At 64.9% G+C, this 21,027-nt stretch carries 13 protein-coding genes and 1 pseudogene; 8 read left to right on the top strand and 6 right to left on the bottom strand.

All coding sequences use genetic code 11. From position 1 onward, the window contains the following. Nucleotides 1–78 precede the first annotated feature (78 nt). Complete coding sequence (locus BLS42_RS13855; RefSeq protein WP_090582099.1) at nt 79–1,179, top strand: ABC transporter permease; 1,101 nt, start codon at nt 79–81, stop codon at nt 1,177–1,179. Nucleotides 1,180–1,224: 45 nt separating this feature from the next. Then, nucleotides 1,225–1,968 (top strand): ABC transporter ATP-binding protein, encoded by a 744-nt coding sequence (locus BLS42_RS13850; protein WP_256336471.1) that lies wholly within the window; start codon nt 1,225–1,227, stop codon nt 1,966–1,968. Between the two features lie 16 nt (nt 1,969–1,984). On the opposite strand, the gene BLS42_RS13845 is transcribed toward BLS42_RS13850, so the two are convergent. The 5 genes from BLS42_RS13845 to BLS42_RS13830 form a co-directional block, all read right to left on the bottom strand. Next, nucleotides 1,985–3,433 carry a phytoene desaturase family protein gene (locus BLS42_RS13845; protein ID WP_090582097.1) on the bottom strand — a complete coding sequence of 483 codons (1,449 nt, stop codon included), beginning with the start codon at nt 3,431–3,433 and terminating at the stop codon, nt 1,985–1,987. Further along, nucleotides 3,430–4,908, bottom strand: a complete 1,479-nt coding sequence (locus tag BLS42_RS13840) for a glycosyltransferase family 87 protein (RefSeq protein ID WP_090582095.1) — start codon at nt 4,906–4,908, stop codon at nt 3,430–3,432. The genes BLS42_RS13845 and BLS42_RS13840 overlap by 4 nt, the downstream gene beginning before the upstream one ends. A gap of 192 nt (nt 4,909–5,100) precedes the next feature. Next, nucleotides 5,101–5,235 carry a hypothetical protein gene (locus BLS42_RS20635; protein ID WP_256336470.1) on the bottom strand — a complete coding sequence of 45 codons (135 nt, stop codon included), beginning with the start codon at nt 5,233–5,235 and terminating at the stop codon, nt 5,101–5,103. Nucleotides 5,236–5,975: 740 nt separating this feature from the next. Beyond that, nucleotides 5,976–6,560, bottom strand: coding sequence for a histidine phosphatase family protein (locus BLS42_RS13835; protein ID WP_090582093.1), 585 nt, complete (start codon nt 6,558–6,560; stop codon nt 5,976–5,978). After that, nucleotides 6,561–8,039, bottom strand: a complete 1,479-nt coding sequence (locus BLS42_RS13830; RefSeq protein WP_090582092.1) for a CCA tRNA nucleotidyltransferase — start codon at nt 8,037–8,039, stop codon at nt 6,561–6,563. Between the two features lie 219 nt (nt 8,040–8,258). Here BLS42_RS13830 and BLS42_RS13825 point away from each other — a divergent pair, with 219 nt between their 5' ends. The 6 genes and pseudogenes from BLS42_RS13825 to BLS42_RS20630 all read left to right on the top strand — a co-directional run. Beyond that, on the top strand, nt 8,259–8,759 hold the full coding sequence (locus tag BLS42_RS13825; RefSeq protein ID WP_090582090.1) for an NUDIX hydrolase: 501 nt from the start codon (nt 8,259–8,261) through the stop codon (nt 8,757–8,759). A 62-nt stretch (nt 8,760–8,821) separates the two neighbouring features. Further along, on the top strand, nt 8,822–10,882 hold the full coding sequence (murJ, locus tag BLS42_RS13820; protein WP_090582266.1) for a murein biosynthesis integral membrane protein MurJ: 2,061 nt from the start codon (nt 8,822–8,824) through the stop codon (nt 10,880–10,882). Nucleotides 10,883–11,053: 171 nt separating this feature from the next. Then, nucleotides 11,054–12,613: a protein kinase family protein gene (locus BLS42_RS13815; protein WP_090582088.1), complete on the top strand. Its 1,560-nt coding sequence runs from the start codon at nt 11,054–11,056 to the stop codon at nt 12,611–12,613. 259 nt (nt 12,614–12,872) lie between these two features. Continuing rightward, the gene (gene trxB / locus BLS42_RS13810) at nt 12,873–13,829 is read left to right on the top strand and encodes a thioredoxin-disulfide reductase (RefSeq protein ID WP_090582086.1); all 957 of its coding nucleotides are present in this window, start codon (nt 12,873–12,875) and stop codon (nt 13,827–13,829) included. 37 nt (nt 13,830–13,866) lie between these two features. After that, complete coding sequence (gene trxA, locus BLS42_RS13805; RefSeq protein WP_018775302.1) at nt 13,867–14,193, top strand: thioredoxin; 327 nt, start codon at nt 13,867–13,869, stop codon at nt 14,191–14,193. Nucleotides 14,194–17,704: 3,511 nt separating this feature from the next. Further along, nucleotides 17,705–17,853: pseudogene (locus BLS42_RS20630) on the top strand (IS481 family transposase); the annotation flags it as partial. A 1,890-nt stretch (nt 17,854–19,743) separates the two neighbouring features. Here BLS42_RS20630 and BLS42_RS13800 read toward each other — a convergent pair. Next, nucleotides 19,744–21,003 carry a ParB/RepB/Spo0J family partition protein gene (locus tag BLS42_RS13800; RefSeq protein ID WP_090582084.1) on the bottom strand — a complete coding sequence of 420 codons (1,260 nt, stop codon included), beginning with the start codon at nt 21,001–21,003 and terminating at the stop codon, nt 19,744–19,746. Between the last annotated feature and the right edge of the window lie 24 nt (nt 21,004–21,027).

Raw genomic sequence — 21,027 nt, 5'->3', positions numbered from 1 at the left:
ACCGGGCGGCCGATGCCTCGGAGCCCGGCGGAGGGAAGGCTGGAAGCAACGCCACAAACGTCACGAAAAAGGACAACCATGTATCTCGCCATTCGCGATATCCGCTTTGCCAAGGGCCGGTTCGCCCTGATGGGCGCGGTCGTCGCGCTCATCACCCTCCTGCTCGTCATGCTATCCGGGCTCACGGCCGGACTCGGAAACCAGTCGACGTCGGCCCTCGCCGCCCTCCCGGCCGACCAGCTGGTCTTCGGCGCCCCGGCCGGGAGCGCACCCAAGGCCTCGTTCACGGAATCCGAAGTCACGCGCGCCCAACAGTCCCAGTGGACGGCACGCGACGGCGTCGCCCGGGCCGACGCCATAGGCATCAGCCAGAGCCGCTTCCAGGCCCTCGGCGCCGGAGGCGTGCCGGCACGCACGGCAAGCGTTGCGGTCTTCGGCACGGAGCCCGGCACAGGCCTGGCCCCCGCCCCGCTGACAGAGGGAACCATCGCGGTCGGAGCGGGACTGGCCAAGGACCTGGGGCTCAGCATCGGCAGCCGCGCCTCGGTGGGCGGCACCGACCTCGTGGTGGCGGCCGTCGTTCCGGAGCAGTGGTATTCACACACCGGAGTCGTGTGGACCACGTTGGCCGATTGGCAGCAGCTGGCCCACATTCCGGACACGGGCGCCGCGACGGTGCTGGCCGTGAAGTTTGACTCCGACGCCGCACCCGCCGTGGATACCGCTGCCGCCAATGCAGCTGCGGAAACGGTCAGCACCACCGTGGACGGATCCTTTCAGGCCCTCGGCTCCTACAAGAGCGAGAACGGCTCGCTCCTGCTCATGCAGGCATTCCTGTACGGCATCTCGGCCCTCGTGATTGTCGCCTTCCTGACGGTCTGGACGGTCCAGCGCACCCGGGACATCGCCGTGCTGAAAGCACTCGGCGGGTCCGCCCGCTACATCCTCCGGGACGCCATGGCTCAGGCAGCCTTGGTCCTGCTGGCCGGCGCCGCGGCGGGTGGGCTGGCCGGTGTGGTCGGCGGGGTCCTCGCGTCCCAGGCGGCGCCGTTCCTCCTCACGCCCTGGACAACGCTGCTGCCCATCGCCGGAATCGTGCTCCTGGGCCTAGCCGGGGCAGCCCTGGCGGTCCGCAGCGTCGCCCGCGTCGATCCGCTGATGGCCCTCGGCGGCAACTGACCAGCCCCAGGCCCGGTCCCTTATATTCTTCGAAAGGCATATCTCGTGAATTCCGCACCGAACCAGTCCGCCCTGAACCAGTCCGCCCTCAACCTTGTCAACGTCACACTGGAGTACCCGGACGGAGACGGCACCCTCAAGGCCCTGGACGACGTGAACCTCAAGGTCCGCGCCGGGGAGTTTGTTTCCCTTATCGGCCCCTCCGGGTCCGGCAAGTCGTCACTGCTCGCCGTCGCGGCCACCCTCGTCCGGCCCTCCGCCGGTCTGGTCGTGATCGACGGCCAGGACGCCGGCGGACTGCCCGACGCCGGGCGCACCGCACTGCGCCGGGACAAGATCGGCATCATCTTCCAGCAGCCCAACCTCCTGCCCTCCCTCACCGCGATGGAGCAGCTGGTGATCACCCAGCGCCTGCGCGGCGGGGGCGCCCGGGCTGCCGGGGAACGCGCGGCAGGACTGCTGGACCTCGTGGGTCTCGGCAACGCCCTGGCGAAGCGGCCGCACCAGCTTTCCGGCGGGCAGCGCCAGCGCGTCAACATTGCCCGGGCCCTCATGGGGAACCCTGCCGTGCTGCTCGTGGACGAGCCGACGGCGGCCCTCGACCACCACCGCAGCGAGGCGATCGTCCGGTTGCTGCGGCAGGTCACGGACGAGTTCAGCGTGGCAACTGTCATGGTCACCCACGACACCGACTTCGTCCCGATCACGGACGCCGTGGCGAGCATGCGCGACGGACGGCTGTCCTCTATGGCGCCGACGCCGGCCGCGGTGACCCCGCTGTTGGGTTAGGGGACCCGCGATCGGGTTAGGGGACCCGGTAGCCGAGGTCCGGGACGCCTAGCCCGAACATGTCCTTGAGGGCATACCTGGCGGCGTGGAAGCCGGGCATCCCGGTGACGCCGGGACCAGGCGGGGTGGACGAGGAACACAGGTACACGCCGGGCAGCGGCGTCCGCCATGGAACGGGGCTCAGCACCGGCCGACGCAGCATGCCCCAAAGGTCCATGCGGCCGGCGCCGAAGTCGCCGCCGACGTAGTTCTCGTCGTACGCCGCCAGCCCCGCGGCCGTCGTCACCTTGAACTGGACCACCAGGTCCCGGAACCCGGGCGCGAAGCGCTCCAGCTGCGCCATGACCGCTTCGCTCATGTCCACAGCGGAGCCGGCCGGAACATGGCAATAGGTCCACAGGATGTGCCGGCCGGCCGGGGCGCGGCCGGCATCGAAACGAGAGGGCTGGGAGACCAGCACGTAGGGCCGGTCCGGATGCCGTCCCGCCGCAACCAGGCGCTCCGCTTCGGCTGTTTCCGCCCTGGTGCCACCCACATGCACTGTCCCGGCATGCGCGAGGCCCTCCGCCGCCCACGGCACCGGTCCGGCGAGGATGAAGTCGACCTTGCAGGCCGCGTTCCCGAAGCGGAAGGACGCCAGGGCGCTCCGGTAGCGTGCCGGGAGCCTGCCCTCCGCCAGGTGCAGCAGCGCGGGGGCCGCCACATCCAGCAGGGTGGCCCGGGCCGGCGGCAGCTCCGCGAGTGAAGTGATCTGCCGCCCGGTCTCGATCACCCCGCCATGGGCTTCGATGTCGGCGGTGAGCGCCTGGGCAATCGTGGCCGACCCGCCGCGCGGAATAGGCCAGCCGCCGGCATGCCCCAGGGCGCCCAGCATCAGGCCGGCGCCGGCGGCGGTGACCGAGGGCAGCGGCGCCACGGCATGCGCGGCAACGCCGCTCAGCAGTGCGGGAGCCAGGTCCTGGCTGAACCTCGCATTCCACAGCGGCGAGCCTTGTTCGAGCGCGCGGAGGCCGAATGCGGCCGCTGCGACGGGATCTCCCGGAATCCGCAGCAGCTGGTTCAGGGTCAGGTCCGCGACGCCCTCCACCCGCCGCACAAGAGGCTCCATGAGCCGGCGGTACGCGGCGCCGTCCCGCCCGAGTTCGGCAACAGTGCGGTCCAGGGAGCGGTAGGCCAGCGCCGCACGGCCGCCGTCGAGCGGGGATCCGTACGAGAGCACCGGCACGTCCAGCGGCACGCGCCGGGACAGCTCGAACCTGCGGAAGAAAGGTGAGGCCAGAACCATGGGGTGCACGGCCGAACAGACGTCGTGGAAGTGCCCCGGTTCCATCAGTTCGGCGGTGCGCAGTCCGCCGCCCGGGGTGGCGGCCGACTCGAACACGTGGACTTTGAGCCCGGCCCGCGCCATGGTCACCGCCGCGGCCAGCCCGTTGGGGCCGGAACCGACGACGGCGACGTCAGTCATGCGCCGCGGCCTTCCGCCACGGCACTTTTCCGCCAAGGCACTATGGACGCCGCGGGCCGGCGGAGATCAATCCGCAGCCAGTCCGGGGCACCGTCGAAGGGGCCGCCATGCGGGTCATCGATGCGGTGGCGGCGGATCACGTCGTAGGACGGATCCCAGATGTCCCAGGCGACACGCGCCATCAGGTACGCGGTGGCGAGCATGTGGGCAACCACGGCCAGGACGTAATAGGGCATGTCGATGTTGTGCTGGGTCGAGCCTCCGCTGGTCGCCTGCCCGAGGTACATCCAGATGGCGCCCCAGTGCAGTGCCTCGATGGCCTGCCAGATGACGAAGTCACGCCAGCGGGGCCGGGCGAGGGCGATCAGGGGGATCAGCCACAACACGAACTGGGGGGAGTACACCTTGTTGGTCAGGATGAAGGCGGCCACGATCAGGAACGCCAGCTGCGCGATCCTCGGCCGGCGGGGTGCTGTCAGGGCCAGGACGGCAATCAGGATGCAGGCCAGGAGGAACAGGTCCAGTGCGAGGGAGTTGATGGCCTCGGCTTCAAGCGGATTCCAGCCCAGCCGGGCGGCCACCAGGTTGTAGGCGAACCAGGGTGAGCTGTAGCCCGCCGGCCGCTCCTGCGTGAACTGGTAGAAGTACTTCCAGCCGTCCGGATTCGCCGCGGCCACCGGGACGTTGACCGCCAGCCAGGCCGCGGCTGCGGCACCGGCAGTGATAAGGAGCGCGCGGATGCGCCCGCTCCGGAGCGCCAGCAGCAGGACGGCGCCGAGGATCAACAGGGGGTAGAGCTTGGTGGCCGTGCCCAGGCCGATGAAGATTCCGGCGAGGACAAGCTTGTTTCGCGCAAAGAAGTACATGCCCAGAGCCAGCATGCACACGGCCCACATGTCCCAGTTAATGACGCCGGCAAGGACGATGCCGGGGGCGAGGGCAACCATCGCCGCGTCCCAGGACCGCCGCCGGTTGGTTCGCGCCGTGGCCAGCACCGTGATGATCCAAACGGCGGCGATCAGGGTGGCGTTGACGTCGAAGTAGCCGAGGACGCGGGGGTCCCCGGTGCCGGCGCCGGGCACCAGAAGCGCCGTGGCGCCCGCGATGAACCCCATCAGCACGGGGTACTCAAAGAGGCTTCCCTGGGTGATGAAGGGGAAGGCGCCATCGCCGAGGCCGCGGTTGCGGAACAGTTCCGGAAAGTCCGAGTAGCACGTGGCGTAGAACTGTCCCGGGGTTTCCCAGCCGTTGGTGCGGCAGAAGTTCTTGAGCAGAATCCCGGTCAGGGCGGCGAGGACTGTGAGGATCACCAGAACGCGCTCCACCGTGAAGAATCCTGGCGAAACGATTCCGGGCGCCGAGAGGCGACCTAAAGGACCGCCTACCAGTTCCGTGAAGTTTCGGAGAAAAGGGTCGCTGCGGCTCGGGATGACCAATCGGACCCGTTTGCGCTCCGGCGGCTTTGTCTCCTGCATGACCTTGAGCTTACCGGGGGCCGTTGCCCCAATGCCGCGCTGTGGCGTTCCTGGCACGTCGGATCGCCGGCCACGCCGCGGAGGCGGGAACTGAGGGGGCTTAAAAGGGGGGAGCCCGTGCGTCGCCGCACGGGCTCCCTGGGGTCGGTTCCGATGTCAGTCATCAGGTTCTCCTTCGCTGCGGACAGGGGTTCAGCGAAACAGGCCGGCCTGACGCATTACGAGGAAGGCGTCGTCGCGCCTTTGGTCCAGGAGCTGGCCGTTGAAGCGCGTCGACTCCCTGCGTGACGGCTTCCGGAACAGGACCGTATAGAGCTTGTTCATCATGGTTATTACCTCCTCTCGGAGACTTGACCGGTACGACTTAGTGGCGGGTAGAGCGGTGCGGCGGGCTGGAGCGGTGGTTGCGGTAGTCACAGGGACCTTTCGTTGGTGGGGGATTGCAGGCCGGCTCGGTGCGACTTAGGGGTAACGGCCGGATGAAACGGGCGGGCATATTTTGGGCGCGACAAATAGAGCCGTAGATACGTTGAATTCGAATAGCCGATTCGGGGCCCGACAATTAGGCCTGGAATTACCGGGCTTTAATTAAGCCGGGATTTCGGATAGGAATGTTATTCGATGGAGAATGGCCCCTGAACGCGGTAGCGCCGAAACCCCAACAAGAAGCTGGGTTCCGAACTATGGGGAAGCTGCGCAACCGCGTGGTTCCGCCTGTTCAGGCTGCCGTCACTAGGCTTTCCGTTGAGGAAGCCAGCTGCCGCCGGCCCCAGGCTGCATTACCTGGGACGTGAAAGCGGTCAGGAAACAGTCAGTCCGGCATTTGGGCGCGGTTCAGCGAACGAGGCCGGGTTCGCGGTGGTGCAGTACATCCATCCGCTAGTCAAAGTAATCATCATTTTCCCAACCTCCTTTTCTGTTCTGCCGTGGCTCCGGCTGACTGGCCGGGCGACGCGCGCCGTGACCCCGGCAAGTCGCTCTGGGGTCAGAAATAAAAATACACTACGAATGCGGCAGTTGCCTACCGAATTCATAAACTTTTTTGGACTTTGTTTTAAAAAACGGGTTTAGAGTCCCCAGCGCACGATTGCCGGGGTCTTCTTATCCCAACCCAGCGTGCAGACTTTGGCAGTGCCCAACACGAAATGCCGGCCCTCGCGGGGGTCGAGTCCGAGCCACCGGGCGGTCAGGATGCGGGAGAAATGTCCGTGCGCGACGATCAGCACATTGTCCAGACCCGATTCCAGTACCCGGGCCACGATCTTGTCCGCCCGGGCGGCGACGTCGTCGAGCGCTTCACCGTTGGGCACGCCGTGCGTCCAGATCAGGTATTCGGGGTTGTCCTTGCGGATCAGGTCTGAGCTGATGCCCTCGTAGTCGCCGTAGTCCCATTCCACTGCCAGCGGCTCGAGCTGGGCGTCGGGGTAGCCGGCGAGTTCGGCCGTCCGGCGCGCGCGGCGCAGGGGCGAGGTCAGCACGAGGTCGAAGTCGACGGTCTCGAGCACCCTGCGCGCCTCCACGGCCTGCTGCTCGCCTTCCACCGTGAGGGGCATGTCGGTGAGCCCGGTGTACTGCCCGCTCTTGGACCACTCTGTTTCGCCGTGCCGCAGGATCCACAGTTGGGGGCGGGGGCTGTTGGATGGTGCAGTCACTTAGGACTCCTCAGTGGTGGAAAGTCCGGCGCCGGCGGGCGCCGCCTCGGGCTGGGCCGACCACCACTCCCGCAAGCGGGATTCGGCGACGGCGGGATCGAGCGGACCGTGCTCCATGCGTTCTTCGAGCAGGAATTTGTAGGCGCGGCCCACCACGGGACCGGGCTTGAGACCGAGCAGGGCCATGATCTGGCCACCGTCAAGGTCCGGGCGGACGGCGTCGAGGGATTCCTGTTCCCGCAGCGCCGCAATCCTGGTCTCGAGGTCATCGTAGGCGAAGGACAGCCGGTCCGCCTTGCGCTGGTTCCGGGTGGTGACGTCGGAGCGGGTGAGCCGGTGCAGACGCTCCAGGAGGGGCCCGGCGTCGGTGATGTAGCGCCGGACCGCGGAATCGCTCCAGCCGGCCTCGCCGTAACCGTAGAAGCGCATGTGCAGCTCCACAAGCCTGGCCACCGCCTTGATGGTGTCGTTGTCGAAGCGGAGCGCCTTCATCCGCTTCGCGGTCAGCTTGGCGCCCACCATGTCGTGGTGGCGGAAGCTCACCGCACCGCCCGGTTCAAAGCGCCGCGTGGCCGGCTTGCCGACGTCGTGCATCAGCGCCGCGAACCGCAACACAAAGTCCGGGCCGGGAACCGGGCCGTCCGCCTTCGATTCCAGGGCGGCGGCCTGTTCCAGGACCTGGAGCGAGTGCTGGTAGACGTCCTTGTGGCGGTGGTGTTCATCGGATTCGAGTCGCAGCGCCGAGACTTCAGGCAGCACCAGGTCCGCGAGTCCGGTATCGACCAGCAGGTCCACGCCGGCCCGCGGCTGCGCGGCGCAGATGAGCTTGACTAGTTCATCGCGCACACGTTCGGCCGAGATGATGCTGATCCGTTCCGCCATCCGGACCATCGCCTCGCGGACTTCGGGGTGCACCGACACCCCCAGTTGGGCCGCGAACCTCGCCGCGCGCATCATGCGCAAGGGGTCGTCGGAGAAGGACGTTTCCGGCGGTCCCGGGGTGTTGAGGATCGAGGCGTGCAGGTCGCGGACGCCTCCGAAGGGATCGACGAGCTCAAGCATGGGCAGCCGCAGGGCCATGGCGTTGATCGTGAAGTCCCGCCGCAGCAGGTCATCCGTGAGCGATGTTCCGAAGGCCACTAGAGGCTTGCGGGATTCAGGATCGTAGGCGTCAGCCCGGTACGTGGTGATTTCGATCTGGAAGTCGCCCTTGCGCATCCCGATCGTGCCGAAGGCGCGCCCGATCTCCCAATAGTTGTCCGCCCATTTTTTGATCAGGGCGACCGTCTGGTCCGGTGTCGCGTCAGTGGTGAAGTCGAGGTCGGGCGAGATCCGGCCAAGAAACAGGTCACGGACGGGCCCGCCCACGAGGGACAGCTCGTGGCCGGCGTCGACGAAGCGCTGCCCGAGCTCCAGAACCACCGGATCCACCTGGAAAGAAACGGTGTGGGAGTCAGTCTTGTGATGTGCGTGCGCCATAGTTACTTAAGCTTGTCAGAAAACCGCGCCAGCACCACACCGGAACCCTCGAGGATCCGGCCGATTCGTCACGATTGCGGACGAATCGGCGCGGGCCGACTTTCCCGGCCGTCCACTTTCCGGCCACGTTTAGGTCATCAACAGCGGGCAAGAGTCGTTAGAGTGGACCTCATGGCCCATCCCGTACCGAGCGCTCCCGGCAGGAGGACAAACGCACCGTTGCCATCGGCAATAGGTGCCAATGTCGCGCCTGTCCAGCACACGGGCCACGCTTCCCTGCCCACCGTGGAGGAAATCTCCGCCGGCGGCGTCGTGGTGGACATGTCCGACGCCGACCTGCGGGTAGCGATCATCGCGCGCCTCAACCGCGGCGGCCGTCTCGAGTGGTGCCTGCCGAAGGGGCACCCGGAAGGCAAGGAAAGCAACGAGGAAGCTGCGGTCCGCGAGATCGCCGAGGAAACCGGGATCGAAGGCAAGATCCTGGCACCGCTGGGAAGCATCGACTACTGGTTCACCGTTAGCGGGCACCGCGTCCATAAGACCGTGCACCACTACCTCCTGCGTGCCACCGGCGGAGAACTCACCATCGAAAACGATCCGGACAAGGAAGCCGTTGACGTCGCGTGGATTCCCATCCAGGAGCTGGCCCGCAAACTGTCCTTCCCGAATGAGCGACGCATCGCGGATCTGGCCAAGGAAGTCCTCCCGGAAGTCCGCTGAAGGCCGCAGGCGCGGCCGGTCACGGCCACCGATAGCGACTAATGCCCCGCGCGGGTGAGACGATGAAGACGATGTCATCTGCCAAACCCGCCCCCGTACCCTCCGGCCCCGCCGATTCCAAAGCTGTCCAGTCCGGAGAAGCCCGTTCCAGCGCCATCATGGCGGCCGGAACGCTCGTTTCACGTTTCCTGGGCTTCGCAAAGACGTGGATGCTGGCGACCGCCCTTGGCCTGGGCTCCTCCGTCAATGACACCTTCATCAATGCCAACAACCTCCCTAACCTGATCTTCCTGCTGGTGGCGGGCGGAGTGTTCAATGCTGTTCTGGTGCCGCAGATCATCAAGGCCAGCAAGGCGCCGGACAAGGGTGCGGATTACATCAGCCGACTGCTGACGCTGGCGGTCCTGGTGCTGCTGGTGCTCACGCTGCTGGTCACGGTGCTGGCGCCTACGGTCATTCAACTGACCACCCAGGGCTACTCGCCGCAACAGAAGGCCCTCGCGGTATCGTTCGCGTTCTGGTGCCTTCCGCAGATTTTCTTCTACGGCCTGTACGCCCTGCTGACCCAGGTCCTGAACGCCCACGGAGCCTTCGGACCCGCGATGTGGGCGCCGATCGTCAATAACATCGTGGCAATCGCCGGGCTGGGCATGTTCATCGCCATCATGGGCACCAACGCCGCCAATCCCCACACGATCGAGAACTGGGGGTCCTTCCAGACCATCCTCGTGGCCGGATTCTCCACGATCGGCGTCGTCACCCAGACCGCCGTCCTGCTCATTCCCGTGTTCAGGCTCCGGCTGGGGCTGCGGCCGCGCTTCGGCTGGCGCGGGGTCGGGCTGGGCCATGCCGCAAAGCTGAGCGTCTGGACCCTGGCGACAGCCGCCGTGGGGCAGTTGGCCTTCCTTTACGTCATGCGCATCGCCACGATTCCGGGCGCGGAGCGGGCCCGCCTCCAACAAGCGGGGGATCCCGCGGCGGCCAGCATTCCGGGCAACGCCGTGCTGGAGGTGGCCAGCCAGCTGTACCTGCTGCCACACTCCATCATCGCCCTGTCCCTGGCCACCGTGCTGTTCAACCGGATGACCCGGGCGTCGCAGGACGGAGACCGGGCCGCGCTGCGCAGCGCGCTCTCCCACGGGCTGCGGACCATGGCCGTGGCCACCGTCTTCGGCGCGCTGGCGCTCTTCGCGCTGGCCGGGCCGCTGGGCATGTTCTTCTCCGGCGACGTGCGCCTGGACGGCGTCATGCTGGCCCAGACCCTCACCATCCTGGCCCTCAGCACCCCCTTCATGAGCGCCAACTTCATGATGTCGCGCGTGTTCTACGCCAACGAGGACGCCCGGACGCCGTTCTTCATCCAGCTGGTCCTGGCACTGGTCAACGTAGTGGCCGCGTTCGCAATCCAGTTCCTGCCGTTCGATCAGATCATCTTCGCCATAGCCATCCTCTACACCGCCGGCAACATCCTCTCCGTGATCGTCAGCGCAACCTTCCTGCGCCGGCTCCTGGGCCACCTCGACGGACCCCGCATTGCCAGTTCCTACATCCGCATGGGCTACGCGGCCCTGGGTTCTGCCCTGGCCGGAGCCGTGGCCCTGTGGCTGCTGGGCAGCTACAACCCGGACGGCTACGCCTGGAGCAACCGGATCGCCGCTCTGGTGACGATCGTCGTCGTCGGTCCCGTCATGCTGGCCGCCTACCTCCTGCTATTGAAGCTCTTCCGGGTGACCGAACTGCAGGACCTCCTGCAGCCGCTGCTTGGGCGACTCCGGCGCCGCACCGCCGAGCCGGGCACCGAGCCGCAGGCAGGCGGCGCACCGGAGGTGCGAAGGGCGCCCGAGCGGGCCACCACCTCGGTGGATACAGGCCTGATTCCGCGAATTTCCGGCGGGTTCGACGCCGAGTCCTTCCGCGCCGGCCCCGACATCCGGGAAGAGGACTCGTTCCCTTACGGGCGTCCGTCCGGTCCGGAGGGCGGCTATCTGCCGGCCGAGGACCTCCCCAGCACTGCGCAGGGCGGTTTGGGCCGGGGCGATGTTCCCTTGCCGGGCCGCCGGACCTACCAGGGCCCGGCCGGTCACAACCCCTATTTCCCGTTTGGCCGGAAAAAGAAAAAATAAGCCCGGCTCCGTTTCAAAACGCCATGCTCACGCGGCCCGGACAGAGCATCGGCTAGGATCGAAGACTAACAAGGGAAGTTGCGGACCAGCGGTCAACCGGCTTACCGGAGGGCGCACGGTCACTCTCAGAGTGGCCACGTCGGCAGGTCCCGGACAGTCTAGGAGGAGCCCGTGTCCCACCCGATCGATGTCGGATCAGTACTCGGTGGCCGCTACAAGGTCACTGCCACCGTACTGACCTCACATGACCAGGATCTGGTGCTGGACGGTGTGGACCAGGTGCTCAACCGGCCCGTGAGCATCCTCGTCGCCGGCCCGGGCAACGCCGACCAGGTGGCCCAGAGCGCCCGTGAAGTGGCCACGGGCGAACGTCCCGGCAGCGTGCAGATCCTCGACCTTGGCGTCAGCGAGTCCACCACTTATCTGATCACCAACCACACCTCGGCGGCGGACCTCCTTGATCTTGTGGTGTCGTCCAGCCCGCCGTACGTCGAACCTTTCTTCACAGACACCTTGGGCAGCGAAATCTTCGGGCAGGCCCGGTCCCACGAACCCGAAACCTACGACGGACTCTACGACGACGAGGAAGTCGACGCCGGGTACATCAACTACGGGCAGACCCAGGCCGCAGCCGGACAACCCCCGGTTTCCCCGTCGGCATCCCCAGCAGACGTACCGTCCCGGCCCACGTCGGCGCCCGCCGCCGCGACTGGCGCGGCAGCAGCAGCGGGGGCAGCGGCCGCTAGGGCCCCCAAAGCCCCCACAACCGCACCGCAGGAGACCGCGGCACATTCGTCGGCGCCGCAGCCCGTCCAGGGCGGCACAGCATCCCGCCAGGCCGACTCGGCAGCGCAGCAGCCGGCCACCGCCGCGGCACCTAAAGTTTCCTTGTGGTCCGACGACGACTACACCGGCGACGACCAGCCCGGTGCCGGAGAGCACCACGGCGGCGCAGCTGCGGCCGCCGGACTGGCCGGTGCCGGTTTCGACACCGCGGATCGGGCTCCGGGCAACTTCCCCGCCTCGGCCCGTGCCGCCGTCGATGAGGACGAGTACGAGTACGAGGACGGAGACGAGCCCAGCCGGGAACCGCGTTCCATGCGCTGGCTGGTGGGCGGCCTCCTGGCTGCCGTGCTGGTGGTGGGGCTCATCTTCGCGGTTACCAACCTTGGCAGCCTCTTCAAGAGCAACCCGCAGACCGCCGCCCCGTCCCCCGCGGCGTCCAGCGCGCCGCAACAGTCCACCGGGCAACCGTCGCCGACCGCCAGCAAGGCACCGGCCGCCGGGCCGCCCGTCATCGAGGGCGTGACACGACTCGGCAACTTCGATTTCGCCGGGAATTACGACTCCGACCTCGTCAAGACGTTTGACGGGAACGGGGCGAGTTTCTGGTCCGACATGGAATTCGCCACGGAGGACTGGGGCGGACTTGCCTCCGAGGTTCCGCTCGTCGTCAAGCTGAAGGGCCCTTCCAAGGTCTCCTCCGTCACCCTGAGCCAGCTCGGCGCCTCCGGCGGCAGCATCAGCGTGTTCACCAATAACAGCCCCTCCCTGGACGGTGCGAAGCCCATTGGCAGCAACAGCTTTACGTCCCCGGACCTCACGATGCCGCTCCCTGAACCGGTCACAGCGCAATATTTGATCGTGTCCATCAAGACGCTTCCCAAGCTGGCCGCTCCCAAGACCCGCTACGGGTACGGCCTGCGCCTGGCCGAGATCAAGGTGCAGTAGCGGCCCAGTACAGTAGCGGCCCAGTACAGTAGCGGACCCTGGGCCGTAGCGGCTCTATCCGGTCGCGGCCCTGTAATCCGTCGCGGCCTTGCAATCCGGGGCCGACACCGGCTCCATCCGCGGCAAACCGGTACCCTGAGTAGTGGTGTTGCTCCGTGACGCCCATTTCGGCCGGAATATTCAATGCCCGGCATTAGTTGTGCCATGTGGCCGGCCTATCGAGGCGGGCGCATCGACAAAGGAAGAGGTTCACCGTTCAGTGAGCAACGCAGAAAACACTGCCTCCGAAGTACGTGATGTGATCATCGTCGGCTCCGGCCCGGCGGGCTACACCGCAGCGGTGTACACGGCGCGCGCGAACCTGAAGCCGCTGCTCCTGGCAGGCTCGGTCACGGCCGGCGGCGAACTGATGAACACCACGGACGTGGAGAACTACCCGGGTTTCCCGGACGGCATCATGGGCCCGGACCTGATGGAGAACTTCGAAAAGCAGGCCGCGCGCTTCGGCACGGAGATCCAGTTCGAGGACGTCACCGAACTGGACCTCGACGGCGACGTCAAGACCGTCACCATCGGCACGGGGGAGACCTTCAAGGCCCGCTCCATCATTCTTTCCACCGGCTCGGCCTACCGCGAGCTCGGACTGCCGAACGAGAAGCGGCTTTCAGGCCACGGTGTCAGCTGGTGTGCAACCTGCGACGGTTTCTTCTTCAAGGATCAGGACATCGCGGTAATCGGCGGCGGCGACTCCGCGATGGAAGAGGCGCTGTTCCTCACCAAGTTCGCCAAGTCCGTCACCGTTGTGCACCGCCGCGACACCCTCCGCGCTTCAAAGATCATGGCGGACCGCGCCTTGGCCCACGAGAAGATCAACTTCGTCTGGAACACCGGCGTCGAAGACGTTTTGGGACAGGACAAAGTCACCGGGTTGCGGTTGAAGAACCTGGTGGACGGCGCGGAAACCGAATTGGCCGTGACCGGAGTGTTCGTTGCAATCGGCAATGATCCTCGCACCGATCTGGTCAAGGGCAAGCTCGAACTGACCGCAGAGGGAACCATCGCGGTCGACGGCCGCACGTCGAAGACCAGCGTCCAGGGTGTTTTCGCCGCCGGCGACGTGATCGATCCGACCTACCGCCAGGCGATCACCGCGTCCGGTTCCGGTTGTGTGGCCGCCCTCGACGTCGAGCACTACCTCGCAGATTTCCACGCCTAAACGGCGCGCAGCAACCAACGGAAGAGAGACAAAGGTTATGAGCAACGCAAAAGACGTAACTGACGCCAGCTTCAGCACTGATGTGCTGGCCTCCGAGAAGCCCGTCATCGTCGATTTCTGGGCTGAATGGTGCGGCCCCTGCCGCAAGCTGGGACCGATTCTTGACGAGATTTCGGTCGAGTACAGCGAGAAGGTTGATGTGGTCAAAGTGAATGTTGACGACAACCCGGCCATTGCAGCCGAGTACGGCATCACATCCATCCCGGCCGTTTACCTGTTCCAGGGCGGCGAGGTCAAGAGCACCGTTATCGGCGCCCGGCCCAAGCAGTTCTTTGAGAAGGAATTCGCGGACGTCCTGTCCTAGGCTGATTGAAAAATGGTCCCCGCTTCTGGCGGGGGCCATTTTTTTGTTGGATCCACGGTCCACAGAGGGGAGCGGGACTGCCCGGATTGAAGCGAGCACCTTTTCCGACTGATAGAGCAAGCTTTGGGGGTTGTCTGCTGATGTAATTTTCTGTCCGCTGGCCATTCTCGCTGAATCCTCGAAACCCTGCCCCTGAGGGATGCTGTCGTCCGTCATCGTGAGCGCTGTAGTGCTCAAGGGATGCTCGTCGGCCGTCTGGCGTGTTACCGTGTTTCACGTGAAACACGCATTCACGTGAAACATGGGAATCAAGGCCTCATGGACGTTTCTGCATTTCATGACATTCTGCAGGCACTATCTAGCCCGCGTGCCAAATACGGTCGTCATCGGGCCATGGCCTTGGCCGTAGCCGTGGGTGCAGAACTCGCCCCAGTAGCGACTTGAGCATGCCGCGCCCGGAATCGTTTCACGTGAAACATTGGACCCCGATGCGGAAATCAAGGCCCAGGAGGTGGATCAAGAAATCGCGGTCGTAGGACTCGATGCCTTGATGGTCAATGCGCCGACCGTCGACATAGTGGATGGCCGGTGATGACGCAAGCAATGGGTTACCACTGAAGTAGGCCAGCTACATGATCTGAATCGCGTCCTGCGGACCAACGCCCCAAATCCAGGCGGCGCACGAGGCGTTCCGTCATGACAGAGACGCTCAATATTCCGCGGACGTCGTCCAGCAAATCCAGGCAAAGGCTGGAGGGACCTGATTCACGAGGTATTCACTCACCGGATAGCAAATTCAGACGAAAATCCAGAGAGCACATGATCAACTGACCCACTTACGAGGCCTGTTCCCAGCGCCGGCCGCCACCACCCACGCGTTCCGCTGCCGGTGACTGATGCGCCCTGATGTTTCACGTGAAACACGCCCACTGCTCCAGTATGGACCTGTCGCGCAATACGATCGTCGTAATGTTTCACGTGAAACAGAACCCGACGCTCATTCGTGGATCCGCCGGGCAAGGCCAGTGTCTCGATGTTTCACGTGAAACAGAACCTCTGCCGTGAATCGACAACCGCCCAAACGAGGCGAAGTGAAAGTTGACTCTTAGATATGCACCGATCATCATTCACTACAGTTCTTTTCCCTTGACCAGGGAGGCGTAATCAAGTGGGTCCCTCTGTTCGCAATTTGCTCTCTAACTTGGATTCCACGCAGCCTCAGCACGGGATTTGGCCAGCTGCAGCGTCTGGCAGGTTTCACGTGAAACATGCCGGCAGCTTCGGCATCATCCTGCAGGGTCGCAGTCACCAAAGACCGCATGGCTCCTGATGGGGGACTGGCGCCCCATTCCACGCCGCGATTCCAGGTCGCGTCAGCCGTGCGATCTATAGGCAGGCTTGAATAGAAGGCTTGGCCGGGCGGACTTCCCGTCAGCGGGCGACCAGAACCTCTTCCCTTAATCGCAGCCCGGTGGCAAACAATTCGAGTGCGTACGTGCCTGTGCAGTCAAGGAAACGGAGTGCTGCTGGACCCCCGGCCCCGCACCCTCTAACGTGGTTCTAGTGGCTGCGGTCCCGGTCCTTGGGGGGAACCCCGAGAGGAGCTCGAGTGCGCGCTAGTATCTCGGCGGCCCATGTTGTCTGATTTGAGGCTAATCCGAACACCGGCGAGAGAACTCCGGTTCGACCGGCAGCAGGCAATGGAAAGAAGCTCTCCTCGTTCAGTCAATGGATGACGCATGGCGGGCCGTCTACGACAGATCAGCAGGGGGACGGAGTTCCCATTCCATCGCGCTATGGCCGGCCACACCCGAACCCTTCGACAACATTTCTCGTCGCGCTAGGTCCACCATCCGGCTCCCGCGCCTGGCGGACTCCGGGAGCCAGCCGAATCACGCCGCCAATTCTTCAGGCCCCGCTGCCCCAGCCGTTGGTCCGTAAGTCCTGTGCCCGTACAGCAGTGGCCAGATTCAGAACCGAGCTTGTTGGTCCCACCTCCTCTATCCACTGCTGATCTGGCCTGCGGTGCCGGGCCGCTAGTCTCCGGCCATGTCCACTCTCAAGCACCCCTCAAACCCCACGGCGGCCCTCCAATTACGCGTGCCATCGGCAGCTCAGGCCCTCCTGGCCCTAAGGAGAGAACCGGGTATGCGATGGTTCAGAGCCCGTCGAACACCCAGGGGTCTTCGTTCCTGGGACAGAAGGCCTGGGAGAGAAGGGGTGCGCTCTCTCCTCACCCCCACGCTCGTGTCCGTGGCGTTACTAGTCGAACCCCAGTGAGGTTCGGCACCTCGGCAACATCTCCATCGACGCCCGGTTTCGCGCGGACCTACCGATTGAAGCCACTGCCGCCGTCCTAGGAACGAGATCCTCAATCCGTCCCTGTCCCTGCCGCAGTCCCTGTCCCTGATCAAATCACCGCTGTCTTGATGGCACCTTCCTAAGGGCCCACCGATCAATATTTGTTTCATCGCTGCAGCCGTCCGGATAGCCAGGGTGACGTCAGAGAGGGCCTGCATTCATGCCCGCCCAGCACGTCCAGACGACGGTCGGATCCGTCGCGCCGAAGATATCCACCATGTTCTCCACAGAAGTTATTCACATAGTTATCCACAGGCCCCGAGAGATTATTCACACCCCCGTCCTCCGACCGAGGACGCGTCGATGGGACCTCCGGCGCCGACCGATTGACCGGCTGCCCGCGGTGCTGGTGGTATGCCGCCACGCCCCATATAGAGCCCTGATGACTCGACTAAGAAAGGAAGTCATATACGCCGAAAAATTAACCCTAGAGCGGCGATTTAATACATTCTCATGAAAGCCTCTGGCATCGACCCTTCAGGTCACGATCATGTTTCACGTGAAACGGAGTACGAGCATTCAACGGAGCATTGAGGCAGGCGGCATCACCGCGGTTCGTGTCCCAGAGCGCCTGCCGTACTGAGCTTCGGTCCGAAACTAATCCACAAAGTTATCCACAGCAATATCCACCGCTCTATCCACCGCCCTGTCCACCGGGCATTGGCAGGAGCAGGAACTCTGGACGGCTCTGAGAACCTCGGTCAGTGACGGCGTTCAGCAGCCATACCTCAGCCTCACAAACGCCGAGCACCGTAGCTGGCAGGGGAGCGTGGCCCGTCCCCGTCTAAGCTCTCAGCCTCCGTCATTCGCCATGGGGTCACGTCGCCGTGTCATGCTGCACGGTTCGCCTGTAGAGGACGTGGTGTACTGCGCCGGCCCGTTGCTGACACATGGCGCTTGAAAGAGAGGCCGACCGCCGGGCTCAGTGGAGCTGTCTATGTCACGCCCTCGTCGATCGAAAGTCCCCGTGCACCACGTGGTGCCTACAAGACGGTTCATGAAAGTCGACTGCTGGGCCAACGCGTGGCGGCCTGCCGCGTGCTCGCATTGCGACGGAGCGGAGCATATTCCGGCAGACCGCATGCCGATGGGTCCGGAAGATTCCGAGCCGAGGCAGCGCCGGACTGTGGAGCGGCACAGGGTCCCACGGTCCGCGGATTGTGATTCGCTGACTGGAGTTCCGATCCGTTCCACCCGGACCACGGCTAACCGGTACGAACGCGAACGTACAGGGCAACTCGTCCATCTGGACGTGAAGAGGCTTGCTGCATCCCCAACGATGGCGGCTGGCGTTCCCATCGCACAAAAACCGTCCCAGCCAGGCCGACGCTGCTGCAGGCGTGACCGACCCCCAATCTAAATCGACATGGCACTGGCACGTCCTCCGCTTGCGACTTGCCGGTATTGCGTATCCGGAGTCCCGCTCGCCACGGCTCCTGGTGGACCGGACTGCCAGGGCTTCCCTGCGGTGAGTGCTGGTGACGTCCATTGGCGGATCATTGCTGGACTCTCGCAAAGCCTCTAGTGGCAGCGGACGCATACGGGGCCGTCGGCCAAACTGTGTGGGGGAGCAGCGGTGCCGGGTGCGTCGGGAAGCCACCGTGCAGGGTGTCCTGGGAAGCCACGCCTTCGGATGTAGCGGGGTGCCCGGGCCGGGGCAAGCCGACCTGCACGCTCGGACATGGACGACGCGAACGGCAACTGAAGCGCGCCGGCGTTCAGGAGTATCGACCAAGCTGGCGAATCCGATACGGCCAGCGAGCTGGCCGGGGGAGCTGTAGGGGACGTAACGCCCTGATACCAAGCAGCCCAGTCGGCTTCCCATGAGGGGCACTCCGCCGCATCGCTACGACACTAGGTACTTCTGCGGCGTCGGCGCCACATCAACATCCATATCGAGGTCCACCTTTCGGCCCGCAGGCCAGCAACGACGACCCAGACCAATGGCCAATCTCGCCCCCGCCACAACGGGCACCGTCGCTCAGACTTGGGGCCGTGGACCGTTGGCGGCGGACCGGGCGCGGCGAGCCTGGTCAAAACCGTGGCCGTAGAATCTCCGGGGTTGCCTTCCAGGGGCGCCTCAACGACTACACAAGGGAAAGTAGGGCTGCCGGCATTCTTGCAACACTCCGGCGAAGAATGAAAGACTCCGTCACACGGCAAATTTCGACAGATCCGGACTTCTGCGGCCCTCCAGCCTGCTCGGCGTTCATTCGGCTATCGGGCTTCCCATGCAGCTCTGCAACGGCGCCGGACGGCATTTTCAGGGCCCCACAAGAGGCTGTGGCTGCCACGGACCTGGTCCTGCGGACATTGCAGCCGCTCTGGAAAGAGGTCAGCTCCGGCCGCGGATCTCCGACGATCCCGAGAGCTGGCAGTTTTTCGTGTGCTGTTCCTGCCTGCTGCGGTCGTTGAATAGGGCCCTCGGAACTAGGTGGAACGCGGAGCCAGACGTGGGCAAAACCGCCGGCCGAGCATTTTCTCATTGGAGGCTCAATCATCACGACGCAGGCGTGGGTATCTGATCGATCATCTGCAATCGGTCGAGCCATCCGCTCAACCATCCTGCCGGTTCCCAGCCGCTTGGCAATCAGGCACCCCCAATGCCGTCGCTCAGTCGGAATACCGACTTCCGCACGGACGCTGACGACCGGCGGACCACGGACGTTCAGCAACTAAACGGATAGTTCCACCTTCCTCAGCTCTCGCCCTTAGACCGCCTCGGGCCTTCGAGGGGACTGGGCGCCGTGACGTCGACTCGCCGGTCCTGTTTCACGTGAAACATGGATCGACGGCTCCGGAGCAGGTGTTCGAAGAGTTCTTGCCTGGAGCGTCGACGGCTGCTTCAGCACCGCGCTCTGCCACCGGCCTCGCACGCGCGGGCAGGAAGGGGAGGACGTACACAGGCGTCCCGATTACACCTACGCTGAAAATTTCAGTTCACTTTTCCCACAATAGGGACGAACGCGGGGCCATCTGAGATGAGTATGCGCACAAAGCTCCGGCACCAAGCACGGCGACGCACCTGTCCCACGCCCGAAGCCTCCGTACGCGAAGGGTTACGGCGAGAATGAAGGACAGTCGGGGCCCGCCCCACGCATCGCCAGTATTTGGAGCGCTGGCATTAACGAGAAAGGAGGGTCTGTTTCACGTGAAACAGACCCTCCCGGAAACTCAGCCGTCCGCGGCCTAGCTGGGCGCTCCAGGCGTGAGAACGTCCATGATGCGGTTCAGGTCCTCGACGCTGGCGAACTCAATGCTGACCCGACCCTTACGGGCACCGAGAGAGATCTTGACGTTCGTATCAAGACGATCAGACAGCGACGACGCCAAGTAGTCCAACCGTTCGTGGCGGGCTCCCGGGCGCGGGATGTTGTTCTTGGCCGGCGAGGCGGGGCTCTGATACAGGGTGACGGCTTCTTCGGTTGCCCGCACCGACATACCCTCCGACACAATTTTCTGCGCCAGCCGTTCCATGGCCGCGGCGTCCGGAAGTGCCAGCAACGCGCGGGCGTGACCTGCCGAGATAACGTTTGCGGCAACCCGTCGCTGGACCAGCGGGGGAAGCTTCAGCAGCCGCAGCGTGTTGGACACCTGGGGCCTCGAACGGCCGATCCGGTCCGCCAGCTGCTCGTGGGTAGTCCCAAAGTCTTCGAGGAGCTGCTGGTAAGCCGCAGCCTCTTCGAGCGGATTCAGCTGGCTGCGGTGCAGGTTCTCCAGCAGCGCATCGCGAAGGAGGTCGTCATCGGTGGTATCACGGACAATCGCGGGGATGGTTTCCAGGCCAGCGGCCTGTACTGCACGCCACCGCCGTTCACCCATGACGAGCTCGTAGGGTTCGCCACCCTCTTCGGTTGAGGTACGGACCACAATTGGCTGGAGGACGCCGATTTCCCGCACGGAGTGCACCAGCTCCGCCATGTCGTCCTCATCGAAGACCGAGCGGGGCTGTTTGCGGTTTGGATGGATATCAGTGACCGGGATTTCGGCAAATCTGACACCGGGCACCTCGACGAGTTCAACAGTCCGCTCGTCGCCTTGCACCGAAGTGGACTCGACCGGCAACTGCTCGCCGGAGTCGGCCGCGGACGGCTTGGCAGCAGCAGTCGACGATTTCGGCGCAGCCGTCTTCCGGGTGAGAGCCTTCTTGGACCCCGCACCGGCAGCGCCGGCAGCCGAGTCGGCTTCGGCAGCAGCGCTGCTGGCGGCAGCTACGTCAGCAGTGACGTCAGATGGATCGCCAGCCTTGGCATCGGACTCCGGCGCCGTGGCCTGCGCGGTGTTGACGTCGGGGAGCGCCTCGGCGTCGGAAGTCTTTTTTCGGGCTTCGGGAAAGAAGAGGTCCACGGGCCGGGATGGGGCAGCGCCGTTTCCGGAGGCGCTGGCCGCGGCGGAACTTGGAATGAGTGCGCCAAGTCCACGGCCGAGGCCGCGTCGCTTATCGCTCATGGATAAATCCCTCCAGTGGAAGAG

This window comes from Arthrobacter sp. ov407, assembly GCF_900102895.1.
GTDB lineage: Bacteria > Actinomycetota > Actinomycetes > Actinomycetales > Micrococcaceae > Arthrobacter.
The sequence above is the reverse complement of the archived record's forward strand: the minus strand, read 5'-3'. Positions and strand labels throughout refer to the sequence as shown.